This window comes from Burkholderia sp. Bp8986 (assembly GCF_003854225.1).
Lineage (GTDB): Bacteria > Pseudomonadota > Gammaproteobacteria > Burkholderiales > Burkholderiaceae > Burkholderia.
On sequence record NZ_QTQM01000014.1, the window covers coordinates 52,680 to 64,654 of the forward strand.

An 11,975-nucleotide genomic window follows, 5' to 3' on the forward strand; every position below is an offset into this window, starting at 1 on the left:
GCATTGTTCAGGAGAACCTTTCATGTCCGATTCGAATCCGCTGCCGCTGCGCGTGCTGTTCTGCTGCGGCGTGTCGCAAAACTTCTTCGACCTGCCGCGCGAGAAGATCGGCGAAGTGTGGCAAGCGTACGGCGCGATGCTCGCCGCCGTCGAGGCGATGCCCGGCGTGCGCGTGCTCGGCGTGATGGATGACGATCGCCTCGTCGTCGGCCAGGCCGACGGCGCGCCGTGGACGTTCTACATCATGGCCGACGTCGCCGACTTCGACACGACGGTCGCGGTATGCAACCTGTATCGCACGACGCCCGTCGGCGAATACAACCTGTGGCGCTACGGCAAGATCGAGGCGCGGGTCGGCCGTGCGCTGACCGTGCCGCCGGCCGCGAAGCCCGCGGCGTGAGGCGCGCGATGACCGGACCCGATTCGACGCGCGCGCTCGAAGCGCCCGACGCAAGCGAAGCGCCCGACGCACGCGAAGCCGTCAAAGCGCTCGACGCGCTCGCGCGGCGCGTGGCGATGCTCGACGCCGAACGCGCGGTGCGCGCGACGATCACGCGCTACATGGCGCTGTGCGACGTGCCGGAGGATGCCGGCGACGGCCCGGCGCTCGCCGCGCTATTCACGGCCGACGCGGTGTGGGAAGGCATCGGCCCGCAGTACGCGCGCAAGTTCGGCCGCCTCGAAGGCACGGACGCGATCGTCGCGATGCTGCGCCGCTACCTGCCGCCCGAACCACATTTCTCGGCGAACCTGCACTTCCTGACGTCGGAGTCGATCGACGTCGGCGGCGACCATGCAAGCGCGCGCGGCCGCTGGATCATGCTGCAGGCGTCGCGCTACGCGGACGGCACCGCCGAGCTGATCGCCGCGCGGCTGACCATCGATTTCGCGCCGGCCGCCGACGGCGCGACCTGGCTGATCCGCCATTTCCGCACCGAGCGCGTGCTCGACGGCCCGTGGCCGCTCGCCGCCGCGCCGCTCGCCTGAACCCCTTCACCGCACTCGCACGCCATCGACCATGACAGGCTTCATCGACACCTTCACGCTGGGCGGCCCGGGCCCGACGATCGCGATCAAGGACACAATCGACATCGCCGGCCATCCGACCCGCGCGGGCAGCCGCGCGCTTGCCGACGCAGCGCCCGCCGCGCAGCACGCGGACGTGGTCCGCCTGCTGCTCGACGCCGGCTGGCAGATCGCCGGCAAGGCGAACATGCACGAGCTCGCGTTCGGCATGACCGGCATCAACGACTACACGGGCACGCCGGTCAATCCGCAGGATCCGACGCGCATCCCGGGCGGCTCGTCGAGCGGGTCGGCATCGCTCGTCGGGCTCGGCGCCGTCGACGCCGCGCTCGGCACCGATACCGGCGGCTCGATCCGCGGGCCGGCCGCCTGCTGCGGCGTAGCCGGGCTCAAGCCGACGTTCGGCCGCGTGTCGCGACGCGGCGTCGCGCCGGACGTCACCACGCTCGACTGTGTCGGGCCGTTCGCGCGCGACATCCGCACGCTCGCGGCCGTGATGGCCGCCATCGCGCCGGGCTTCGACCGGGCGCGCGCGGCGGCACCCGTTGCCGGCTGCACGGTCGCACGCGTGGTCGTCGAGGCCGGGCCGGCCATCGCGGCCGCGCTCGACGCGGCAATTGGCGCGTCGGGCCTGCGTACGCACGACGTCGTGCTCGATGCGATGCAGGATGCGTTCGCCGCGGGGCTTGCCGTCATCAACGCGGAAACGTCGCGTGCATTCGGTCATCTCGTCGAAACCGGCAAGCTCGGCGCGGACCTCGATGCGCGGCTGCGCTCGGCCGCGACGACGACACCGGCCGCGCTCGCGCAAGCCGAAGCCGTGCGCGCACGCTTCACGGCGCAGGTCGATGCCGCGCTCGAGCGCGCGGAGGTGCTGGTGCTGCCGACCTTGCCCGCGCTGCCGATCACGCTTCGGCAGGCACGCGACGGCGTATCGGTCATTGCGATGTCGTCGCTGATCCGGCCGTTCAACCTGAGCGGCCATCCGGCGCTCAGCCTGCCGCTGCCGCTCGCGGGAACGCCGCTGAAGGCCGGGCTGCAGATCGTCGGACGCAAGGGCGCGGACGAACAGGTGTGCGCGGTCGCCGCGCACTTCGAAGCGGCGCTCGCCGCATGAACCACGATGCGGGCGCGGCTGTGGCCACGATCCGCGAACCAACGGAATCACGCACCATGTCAGACCGAGTCGTCCTCGTCACCGGCGCCGCGCGCGGGCTTGGCACCGTCATCGCCGAACGCTTTCATGCGGCCGGCTATCGCGTCGCGCTGGCCGACATCGCCGTCGACGCCATTCACGCGCATGCGCGCGACCTCGACGCGAGCGGCGCACGCGCAGTCGCGCTGCCGCTCGACGTCACGTCGAAACGCGATTTCGAAGCCGCGCGCGATGCGCTCGTCGCGCGCTGGGGCGCGATCGACGTGCTCGTCAACAATGCCGGCGCATCGAAGGTCGTGCCCGCGATGGAGATCACGGCCGAGCAGTTCGACCAGGTGATCGACGTGAACCTGCGCAGCGTGCTGTTCGGCTGCCAGGTGTTCGGCCAGTACTTCGCGACGCGCGGCGCGGGCCGCATCGTCAACATCGCGTCGCTCGCCGGGCAGAACGGCGGCTCGGCGACGGGCGCGCACTACGCGGCCGCGAAAGGCGGCACGCTGACGCTGACCAAGGTGTTCGCGCGCGACCTCGCCGCGCAGGGCGTGACCGTCAACGCGATCTCGCCGGGGCCGCTCGACCTGCCGATCGTGTACGAGAGCGTCGCGCCGGACAAGCTGCGGCAGGTGCTCGCGAGCCTGCCGGGCGGCAAGCTCGGGTCGGCCGGCTTCGTCGCCGATGCGGCCGTGCTGCTCGCGTCGGGCGACGCGCATTTCGCGAACGGCGCGTGCTGGGACATCAACGGCGGGTTGTACATGCGTTGAGCGGCGGCATGCGTCGAGCGTGCGGTGCAGGCTGATGCCGGCCGGTGCTGACCGGTACCGCGCGCGGTGTGTGCGGCGTGCTCGGTGCGTGCGGGCACTACGCTTACACGAACGGTCCGATTCGCGTGCGAACCACCCTGCGCTAGCGCGACGACTCCCCGTCGTCGCCCCACACGACCATCACGTCGCGCACCAGCGCGGCGATCGACGTCGCGCCGAGCTTCTCCTTGATGCTCGCGCGATGTACGTCGACGGTCTTCACGCTGATCGACAGGTCCGACGCGATCTGCTTGCTGCCCTTGCCGTCGACGACACCGCGCAGCACCTCCTTCTCGCGCGCGGTCAGCGCATCGAGCCGCTGGCGCAGCTCGCGGTGACGCTGGCCGACCGCGTGCCGCTGCTGCGCGAGCCGCAGCGCGCGTTGCACGCGCTCGAGCATCTGCTGCGAGTTGTACGGCTTCTCGACGAAGTCGATCGCGCCGTTCTGCAGCGCGCGCACCGACATCGGAATGTCGCCGTGTCCGCTGACGAAGATCACCGGCAGCGTCGCGCCGCGCGCGTTCAGTTCCGCCTGCACGTCGAATCCGCTTTTCTCCGGCATTCGCACGTCGAGCACCAGGCACGCGGGCAGGTTCACGTCGAAGCGCGCGAGAAAATCGGCGGCATTCGCGAATCCCTCGGACGCGATGCCGACCGATTCGAGCAACCACGCGAGCGAGGTCCGCATGCCGCTGTCGTCGTCGACGATGTATACGATCGGAGCGGGTGACGTCATCGGGTTGTCTCGCAAGATATCGGTATCGGTATCGCACGCGCCGCGGGTGAGGCAAGCGTCGTTCGTCGGGGGTGTGCGGCACATCATAACGAGCCGAAAATGCGCTGAATACCCCTTACGTACCGCTCGAACGCCCGATCGCACTTTTTTTCGCGCGTCGTATCGCGCATCTAGGTAGAACCTTTAGATGCGCTGGCGGGAACGCCATCTTCATCGTCAATCGTGCGAATGTTCGCCGGCTTTTTCGCGACGTACGCTTGGTTCATCGTCGACGATCCGCTGCCGCATCGACAACGCGCACGATCGCCGCCCTCATTCACCCAGGAGCGCCCATGTCCGCAACGACCGATACCCCGCAACCGGCACGCGCCGCCCCCACCGACGCGCAACAGGCATTCCGGCAGGCAATGGCCCACCTCGGCGCGGCCGTCAACGTGATCACCACCGCGGGGCCGCACGGCCGCTGCGGCATCACCGCGAGCGCCGTCTGCTCCGTCACCGACGCGCCGCCGACGCTGCTCGTGTGCCTGAACCGGTCGAGCGCGATGCATGCGATCTTCGAGCGCAATCGTCACGTGTGCATCAACGTGCTGCCGGCCGAGCACGAACTGCTCGCGCGCCATTTCGCGGGAATGACCGAGCTGCCGATGGAACGCCGCTTCGAATTGCCGGTGTGGGATCGCGGCGAGCAGGACGTCCCCGTGCTGCGCGATGCGCTCGCGAGCCTGCAGGGCAGGATCGCCGAGATGAAGGAAGTCGGCTCGCATTCGGTGATGTTCATCGAGGCGACGTCGATTCGCGTGCGCAACGACGGCGACAGCCTCATCTACTTCAGCCGCGCGTTTCATCGCGTGTCGCGCACGGCCTGCGTGCGGTGACGGGAACGGTAACGGTAACGGTCGCGCTCACGTTGTCGCGCTCGCCGGTCGCTGCAGGCCCGATCAGCTACGCCGACGCCCTTAATGCACGCTGTCCGGCCGCGAGGGCCGCGCCCGCGAACAGCGTCAGCGCCGAATAGACGAGCCCGCGCGCAAGCCCCGCGCTGTCGGACACCCAGCCGATCGCGACCGGCCCGGCGATCTGCCCGAACGCGAAGATCGTCGTGAACGCGCTGATGCCCTTCGCCCAGCCTTCCGGCGGCAGGTTGTGGCGCACGAACGCGGTCGTCGACGCGACCGCCGACAGGAACGTCGCGCCGAACAGCACGCCCGACGCGAACGCGGCCGCCGGATGCACGAACAGCGCCGGCATCAGCGTCGCCACGCCGAGCAATGCGTTGAGCACGGCCAGCGCCTGGCCGCCACGCATCCGGTCGAGCAGCCCCGACCACAGCCGCGCCGACACGACGGTCGCGACGCCGAGCATCACGTAGAACGCGGACACGACCGTCCCGCTCATTCCCGCGCCGCGCAGCAGCGCGACGATGAACGTCATGTAGCCGATGTAGCCGACGCCGAACAGGCCGTAGCCGGCGAGCGCGAGTGCGAAGCGCGCAGGGCTCGCGGTCGCCGCCGGCGCGGCACCGTCACGCCGCGCGGCCGGTGCCGCGTGCGCATGCTCGATGCGACGCGCCGCCGACACGGCGATCGCCGAGAACAGCACGCATGCGAACGCGAGCGCGAACCATGCCGGTTGCCAGCCGTGCGCGCGCTGCACGAGCGTGGCGGGCACGAGCAGCGACGACGCGACGATGCCCCACCCGGTGCCGCCGTAATAGAGCCCGAGCAGCAGCCCCGCGTCGCGCGGCGCTGCGGACGCGAGCCGCGCGGCCAGCACGCCGCCGCTGATGAAGATCAGCGCGCTGCCGACGCCGGTCGCGAGCCGCTCGACGAGCAGCGCGTTCATGCCGGACGTGAGCCCGCATGCGGCCATCAGCACCGCGGTCAGCGCGCAGCCGGCCGCCAGCAGCGTGCCGGTGCGCCAGCGGCGGGACAGCAACGGAAAGACGAGCGCACCGATCAGGTAGCCGGCCGCGTTGGCCGTGTTCAAGGCGCCTGCCTGCGCGAAGGTCCAGCCGAGATCGGCCTTCATCGGCGGCAGCAGCAGTGCGTACGAGAAGCGCGCGAGACCGAGCGCGATCGCGCTGCCGAGCGACAGGCAGATCGCGAGCCGCCACGCGGTCATGCGGTCGGGTTCGGTGGCGCCGGCGCCCTGTCGTGCTGGCCCGGCGTGCTCCGGTTGCGGCGCTGCGCGCATCGCGGTGTCTCCATCGTGGTTCGCATCGTGCCGCCGGGACGGCGGCAGGCGCGCGGCTGCGGCCCGCGCGCGAGGTCGTCAGATGGTGCCAGAAAACCGCTGGAGCCGGTTCGCGTCCACGATAACCGCGCGCATTGTTCGTGAATGGCGGAAATCGAAACGATCGACGCGATTGAACTCGCGATTCAAAAAATCGCTTGAATGAATCAATCAATCGATTGCGGCCCCGATATTCGAAAAAATCCTCGGGTTTTGCGATTGGATTCATACGCCTTCACCGCGCGAAATGCAACGAACCCGCATGTTTAGCACGCCGCGGCTAAAAACCTCGCCGCGCATTGCATTCGCCAAATCATCAGACTAATATCGACGCCACTCGTCCGGTATTCAAAAAACATCGGATGAGCCGCGGTAATCCCGTTACCGCGCTTTCATGTTGAATCGCTCATGTTCACCACAGGAGAATTGACATGCAGGAAACCCGGCAGATCGAATTGCTTGACTGGATGCAGGAAGACACGCACCCCGAGGCCGTCGACATGATGGTCGAGGATGCCGTGGTGCCGTTCGGCACCGCGCTCTGGCCGGTCTGAGCGGCCAGCCCGTTCCCGCGGAAGGGCCGCGGCCCTTCCGCCGCCTCCGGAGACACGCATGCTGAACCTGCACCGTGCGCTGGGGTATCACCCGGCGCTGCGCGACAAGCTCGCACGCGGCGAGACGGGCAAACTGCTGGTCGGCTACGACAGCCGCAACCGCGACACCGCGTTGCGTGCGTTTTCCGCCCTGCCCGACTCGCTCGACGCGACGATCCTCTGCCTCGACACCACCCCGCCCGCCGACATCGCCGCCGCGCTCACGCATGCGGACCTGTTCGTGCTGCTGTACGACTCGTCGTGCCTGCCGACGCCGTCGCCGAGCGGCCCGCCGTTCCTGGCCGCGATCCGTCCCGCGATCGTCAGGCACTGGAGCAAGTCGGTGCTGTTCAAGGATTACGGCCCGCATCTCGACGAGGCGTTCGCCGAATCTCTCGACGACATCGCCGCGCGCAACGGCCGGCTGATCGAAGCGGCCGCGCGCGCATCGCAGATCCATTTCATCGACGAAGCCGGCAACACGCTGACCGGCTCGCTTGCGCCGGGCCAGAAATGGACGAGCGTGGACGGGATGGGCAATCTCGACGTCGTGCCCGGTGAGATCGCGACGCACGTCACCGACCTGCACGGCTCGATCGTGTTCAGCGGCACGTTCCTCGGCACCGTGCCGTTCGCGATCAAGTACCGCGTGACGGAGCGGCTCGCGACGCTGCATGTCGAAGACAGCCTGATCGTCGATTTCGACAGCGACGACGCGGGCTTCCGGCGCGACTTCGCGTCGTACCTCGACCGGCACGACAATCATCGGCGCATCGAGGAATTCGGCATCGGCACGAACCTGGGCATCCGCGGGCTATACGGCCGCAACGCCGGCTTCGAGGAACGCCATCCGGGCCTGCATCTCGGCCTCGGCGGCGGCGCGAACGGCAGCCACCACCTCGACCTGATCTTCGCGCGCGGCACGCTCGCGTTCGACGAGCGGATCGTGTTCGACGGCGCGTTCGCCGTCTGACCTTGGCATCAGGCGTCGGCGGCCGCCGCGTCGCCGAGCCACTTGAACATCACGAAGCAGTCGACGAAGCCGAGCCGCGCGTGACGATACGCGCGCGGCAGGCGGCCGACGATCTCGAAGCCGAGCTTCTGCCACAGCGCGACCGCCACCTCGTTCGTCGCGACCACCGAATTGAACTGCATCGCGAGGAAGCCGCGTTCGCGCGCCACCTGCTGCGAGTGCTCGCACATCAGGCGCGCGACGCCCTTGCCGCGCGCGGCCTCGCTGACCATGTAACCGCAGTTGCACACGTGATTGCCGGGGCCGGCCGCGTTCGCCTTCAGGAAGTACGAGCCGAGCAGCACGCCATCCTCTTCGGCAACCCACGTGCAAAGCGGCGCATCGAGCCACAGCGCGCGGGCGGCTTCACGCGTGGGCGCCGGATCGAATGCGTAGGTCTCCTGCGCGGCGACGATCGCGTGATACGTGGGCCAGAAGCGGGGGAAGTCGTCTTCGGTCATCGGGCGAAGCGTGATCATGCGGGTACTCTCGTGAAGGGGTTGGGGAATGCGCGCGTGGCGCGACCCTGCGTCTGGGTGAGCTGATCAGCCGCGCCATGTCCTCGCGCGAGAACGGCACGTTGCCGGGCGTCGCCGTCAGATATTACCGGACCCTCTCCGACGTGCCGACCCGCGCGCGCCGCGCGTCGACCAACTGGCTGCACATCTGCTCGCACATCGAAACGGTCAGCGGGTTCGCGTGCGGCAGCGGCCGGTCGGGAAACGCGCAGTCCCTCCCCCGCACGGCGCGTTTCCCGTACGCGCCGACGAGATCAGCCGTTCGGCCGAATCGTCATCCGACGCCCCGAATGAAAGAATGATTTTCATTCGGGCAACCGGTCTCGCCGCCCGACACCCCGAGCCACGAAGGCACTGCAGGCATTCCCGCGCAGCGCCTTCGCGTCGTGCTTCGTCTCGATTCGGCAGTCGGCCCGCGTGCGTTTCACGTCATCCGCCTCATCGGGCCCACAACGCAATCACGCCGATATCCATGCCCCTCATGTAACTTATAAGCTACAATGCTCTCCAAGTTCGAACTGCTTCGCTATCAGCGCGCCGACGGTCGCGAGCCTTTCACCGAATGGTTGAACGCCGTGCGCGACAAGGTCGCCCAGGCGCGGATTCGCGAGCGGCTGCGTCGCGTGCAGACCGGAAATTTCGGCGATTGCGAGCCCGTCGGTGAAGGTGTGATCGAACTGCGCATCCACGTCGGTGCCGGCTATCGCGTGTACTTCGGCCGGTACGGCAGTGCGCTGGTGCTGCTGTTGTACGGCGGCGACAAGCACAGCCAGTCCGACGACATCAGGCATGCGAAGGAACACTGGCTGGACTGGAAACGGAGGCAAGCATGAACAAGCTCAAAGGCGCGGTATCGCACCACGACGCGGAAGTCGCCGAACTCGGTGCCGACCGCGAGCTCGCGGTGGCCTATTTGCGCGTCGCGATGGAATCGCTCGACGACCCCGACAACCGCGCGGCCGCGCTGCTCGCGCTGCGCACGGTCGCGGAAGCGTATGGCGGGCTCGGCGCGGTCGCGGCCGACGCCGGCATCAGCCGCGAATCGCTGTATCGCACGCTGTCGCCCAACGGCAACCCGACGCTGAAAACCCTGCTCGCGGTGCTCAAGACGGTCGGCCTGCGCCTGTCCGTCGTCCCCGCGCAACCGTCGCACGCATAACGCGGCGCACGCGCTTCAAGGCTGCACCATCCACACGAGCAGCACCGCGGCCGGCGCCCCACTCGTCCCCGCCGGCGGCCGCGCGAGCGTCGGCTCGACCTGCAGCGCCTGCGCGATCGTCGCCGCATCGTCGATCGTCGTCGTGCGCACGACCGTCATCAGCCGTGCGGGCCGATGCAGCGTCTCGCGATACAGCGCGCCGTACCACAGCGGCCGCGTGCCGAGCGCATCCTGCAGCGCGTACGGATAACGCCACAGCCGCAGCACGAGGCGGCTGTCCGGACGGGCCGGATCGACACGCACGAACACGCGGCGCGTACTTTCGCCGTGCGTATAGCGCGGCAGCACGGGCAGCGCGTCGGCCGGCCCCTGCGGCAGCAGCCACCGCAGCGCGGCGGCGGCCGACCACGGCGTCGCGCGCTGCCAGCCGGCCAGCGAAAGATGGCGATCGAGCGTGTCCGACGTCGCGCACCATTGCAACGGCAGATATTCCTCGCGATCGCCGCCGATCTCGGTGCGCCGCGTCGGCACGCGCGGCCACCCGCCGCGCATCCATTGATCGACGGTCATCGCGACGACGTCGCCCACGTGCGGACGCGCCGCGCGATCGAGTTGCCATTGCGCGGGCACGGTCCAGACGCCGGCCGTCGCGAGCACGACGAGCACCGCGACGAGCGCGCCCCGCGGCTGCACATGCTCGCGCACCTGCCAGTACGCATAGGCGCCCGCCAGCACCGCGAACCACGCGAGCCCGAGGCTCCAGCCGCCGAGCAGACCCGACAGCCACGTATCGCCGACGTAAAGCCGCGCGAAACCGCCGAGCACGATCCACAACACGACCGCGGTCACGACCGGAATGCGCCACAGCGCCGGCCGGTCGCGCGTGATCACCCAGCCGATGCCGCTGCTCGCGAGCATCGCGAACGCCGCGTCGGCGTCGGGCAGCGGCACGTGCAGCGCGCCGGGCGGCAGGCTCGCGGGCGTCATGCCGGGCACGCCGGTGCCGAACGCCGGCACGAGCACGACCGCGATGCCGACCGTCGCAAGCCACCACGCGGACGTCACCCAGCAGCGATGGATCATCAGCCAGACCAGGAACGCGGCCGCGACGATCAGTCCCGTATCGTGTCCGTGCAGCACCGCGAGCGCGCGCATTGCGGCATCCACCGGCGGCGTGCGCAGGTCCTGCAGAAACGCATACACCATGATGTCGGCGTGCATCAGCGAATCGTTCGCGACGACGTCCTGCACGATGCCGGCAAACAGCCACACGCAGCCGGCGAACAGCAGCGCGAAGACGGGCACCACGCCCGGCACGCGGCGCCCCTTCTCGATCGCGTCGTGCAGCCAGCCGCCGACGCGCGGCCAGCGGCGCGCGCATGCATGCACGGCCGCGCCGGCCGCGCGGCGCAGCAACGGCCAGCCGCGCCGCAGCGCGACGCGCACGCCGATCCACACGAGCGCGACCAGCGCGGCGATCACGAGCAGGATCGCGGCGACCCGCACGCTGATCGCGGCGGCCAGCACCGCCGACGCGCCGAACAGGATGCCCGGCACGATGTGCACGGGCGCCCAGATCAGCGCCGACACGACATTGACCGGGTAGAACGACCGGCGCGGCAGCGTCGCGCAGCCGACCACGACCGGCACGACCGCGCGCACCGGCGCCAGGAAACGCGCGAGCACGATGCTCTTCGTCCCGTGGCGCAGCACGAACTGCTCGCCGCGCGCATAGGCATCCGCGTAGCCCAGCCGGACCCACCCGTTTCGAATCGCGCCGCGGTAGCGGCGTCCGAGCTCGTAGCTGATCCCGTCGCCGAGGATCGCGCCGGCGGCCGCGACGCCGATCGTCGTCCAGCCGTCGAGCGCGCCCGCGCCGATCAGCGTGCCGGCCGCGAACAGCACGGCACCGGCCGGCACGACCGTGCCGATCAGCGCGATCGCCTCGGCACAGGCGGCGGCGAACACGATCGCCAGCACGAGCGCCGGATGCGCGCCGATCGCACCGAGCCATGCGTGGATGGTGTCGCTCATCGCAGGCCGCGCGGCGTGGCGGCGCGGCGTGTCTGCACCGGGCCGGCGGTGGCGTGGGGAAGGTTCATCGGCGTGTGCGCGCGGTCGCGCCGGCGGGCGGTGTCAGTCGAACTCGTGCTGGCGTGCGTCGGCCTCGAGCGGCGCGTCGTGGTAGCCGACGGTCGCGATCTCGTGCAGATAGCGCGCGAGAAACGCGCCGATCGACCCGGCTTCCTCGTATTGATGCACATGGCGGAATTCGTGCGTAAGGAGGCGTCGCGTGTCGTGGCCGCGCAGCACGAACACCGCATGGCCGAGCGTGAGGCCGATCGTCCCCGGCGACAGCAGGCCGGTGTCGCGCGCGATCGCGCCCAGCGCCGGCGTGTCCGGGAACGGCAGCCGGTCGGCGACCACGACGCGGATCCGCTCCGGCCGGGCGACGCCCACCGTGCGCGCGTCGTCGGCCTGCGCGGGCGTCAGCGGCACGCCCTGCGCGAGCCCGTGGGCCGCCTGCGCGTCAGCCCACGCGACGGCGTCGGGCAACGCGGACGGCAGGATGTCGGCGAGATCGATCATCGTGGCGGCTCCTCGGGTCGGGACGGTGCAATCAGGCACCAGTTTATCTCTGAATCAGGGCGGTCCGCGACGCATGCCGCCCGCCCGACGGCGACCATTCCTCGGGAATACCCGCCCCATCTGGCCCTATCGCCTGTACCATTTCACGCCG

The 11,975-nt window shown here is 69.7% G+C and carries 14 protein-coding genes and 1 pseudogene; 9 read left to right on the forward strand and 6 right to left on the reverse strand.

Going from position 1 to position 11,975, the window contains the following annotated elements; all coding sequences use genetic code 11:
• The first annotated feature begins 22 nt into the window (after positions 1–22).
• The 4 genes from DID99_RS15195 to DID99_RS15210 all read left to right on the forward strand — a co-directional run bounded on the left by DID99_RS15195 (position 23) and on the right by DID99_RS15210 (position 2,943).
• Positions 23–400 (forward strand): hypothetical protein, encoded by a 378-nt coding sequence (locus DID99_RS15195; RefSeq protein WP_011356094.1) that lies wholly within the window; start codon positions 23–25, stop codon positions 398–400.
• A 116-nt stretch (positions 401–516) separates the two neighbouring features.
• The gene (locus DID99_RS15200; RefSeq protein WP_260444583.1) at positions 517–987 is read left to right on the forward strand and encodes a nuclear transport factor 2 family protein; all 471 of its coding nucleotides are present in this window, start codon (positions 517–519) and stop codon (positions 985–987) included.
• 31 nt (positions 988–1,018) lie between these two features.
• A complete protein-coding gene (locus DID99_RS15205; protein ID WP_124667054.1) occupies positions 1,019–2,143 on the forward strand; it encodes an amidase in 1,125 nt (374 codons plus the stop codon).
• A 56-nt stretch (positions 2,144–2,199) separates the two neighbouring features.
• Positions 2,200–2,943 carry an SDR family NAD(P)-dependent oxidoreductase gene (locus DID99_RS15210; protein WP_124667055.1) on the forward strand — a complete coding sequence of 248 codons (744 nt, stop codon included), beginning with the start codon at positions 2,200–2,202 and terminating at the stop codon, positions 2,941–2,943.
• Between the two features lie 142 nt (positions 2,944–3,085).
• On the opposite strand, the gene DID99_RS15215 is transcribed toward DID99_RS15210, so the two are convergent.
• A complete protein-coding gene (locus DID99_RS15215; RefSeq protein ID WP_044845365.1) occupies positions 3,086–3,718 on the reverse strand; it encodes a response regulator transcription factor in 633 nt (210 codons plus the stop codon).
• Positions 3,719–4,050: 332 nt separating this feature from the next.
• Here DID99_RS15215 and hpaC point away from each other — a divergent pair, with 332 nt between their 5' ends.
• Entirely contained in the window at positions 4,051–4,596 is a 546-nt protein-coding gene (gene hpaC / locus DID99_RS15220; RefSeq protein WP_044845366.1) for a 4-hydroxyphenylacetate 3-monooxygenase, reductase component, read from the forward strand.
• A 67-nt stretch (positions 4,597–4,663) separates the two neighbouring features.
• On the opposite strand, the gene DID99_RS15225 is transcribed toward hpaC, so the two are convergent.
• Complete coding sequence (locus DID99_RS15225) at positions 4,664–5,914, reverse strand: YbfB/YjiJ family MFS transporter (protein WP_124667056.1); 1,251 nt, start codon at positions 5,912–5,914, stop codon at positions 4,664–4,666.
• A 470-nt stretch (positions 5,915–6,384) separates the two neighbouring features.
• Between DID99_RS15225 and DID99_RS37850 the strand changes: the two genes are divergently transcribed.
• Together DID99_RS37850 and DID99_RS15230 are read left to right on the forward strand one after the other, a co-directional pair.
• A complete protein-coding gene (locus tag DID99_RS37850) occupies positions 6,385–6,507 on the forward strand; it encodes a hypothetical protein (protein WP_006752127.1) in 123 nt (40 codons plus the stop codon).
• 58 nt (positions 6,508–6,565) lie between these two features.
• Positions 6,566–7,519: a leucyl aminopeptidase gene (locus DID99_RS15230; RefSeq protein WP_124667057.1), complete on the forward strand. Its 954-nt coding sequence runs from the start codon at positions 6,566–6,568 to the stop codon at positions 7,517–7,519.
• A gap of 8 nt (positions 7,520–7,527) precedes the next feature.
• On the opposite strand, the gene DID99_RS15235 is transcribed toward DID99_RS15230, so the two are convergent.
• On the reverse strand, positions 7,528–8,037 hold the full coding sequence (locus DID99_RS15235) for a GNAT family N-acetyltransferase (RefSeq protein WP_044845369.1): 510 nt from the start codon (positions 8,035–8,037) through the stop codon (positions 7,528–7,530).
• Positions 8,038–8,071: 34 nt separating this feature from the next.
• Positions 8,072–8,290: pseudogene (locus tag DID99_RS37855) on the reverse strand (AraC family transcriptional regulator); the annotation flags it as partial.
• A 286-nt stretch (positions 8,291–8,576) separates the two neighbouring features.
• Here DID99_RS37855 and DID99_RS15245 point away from each other — a divergent pair.
• Entirely contained in the window at positions 8,577–8,909 is a 333-nt protein-coding gene (locus tag DID99_RS15245; RefSeq protein WP_044845370.1) for a type II toxin-antitoxin system RelE/ParE family toxin, read from the forward strand.
• Positions 8,906–9,235: an addiction module antidote protein gene (locus DID99_RS15250; RefSeq protein WP_044845371.1), complete on the forward strand. Its 330-nt coding sequence runs from the start codon at positions 8,906–8,908 to the stop codon at positions 9,233–9,235. Before DID99_RS15245 ends, DID99_RS15250 begins: the two co-directional genes overlap by 4 nt.
• Before the next feature lie 15 nt (positions 9,236–9,250).
• On the opposite strand, the gene DID99_RS15255 is transcribed toward DID99_RS15250, so the two are convergent.
• Together DID99_RS15255 and DID99_RS15260 are read right to left on the reverse strand one after the other, a co-directional pair.
• On the reverse strand, positions 9,251–11,269 hold the full coding sequence (locus tag DID99_RS15255; RefSeq protein ID WP_124667058.1) for an LssY C-terminal domain-containing protein: 2,019 nt from the start codon (positions 11,267–11,269) through the stop codon (positions 9,251–9,253).
• A 102-nt stretch (positions 11,270–11,371) separates the two neighbouring features.
• On the reverse strand, positions 11,372–11,824 hold the full coding sequence (locus tag DID99_RS15260; RefSeq protein ID WP_044845373.1) for a hypothetical protein: 453 nt from the start codon (positions 11,822–11,824) through the stop codon (positions 11,372–11,374).
• Between the last annotated feature and the right edge of the window lie 151 nt (positions 11,825–11,975).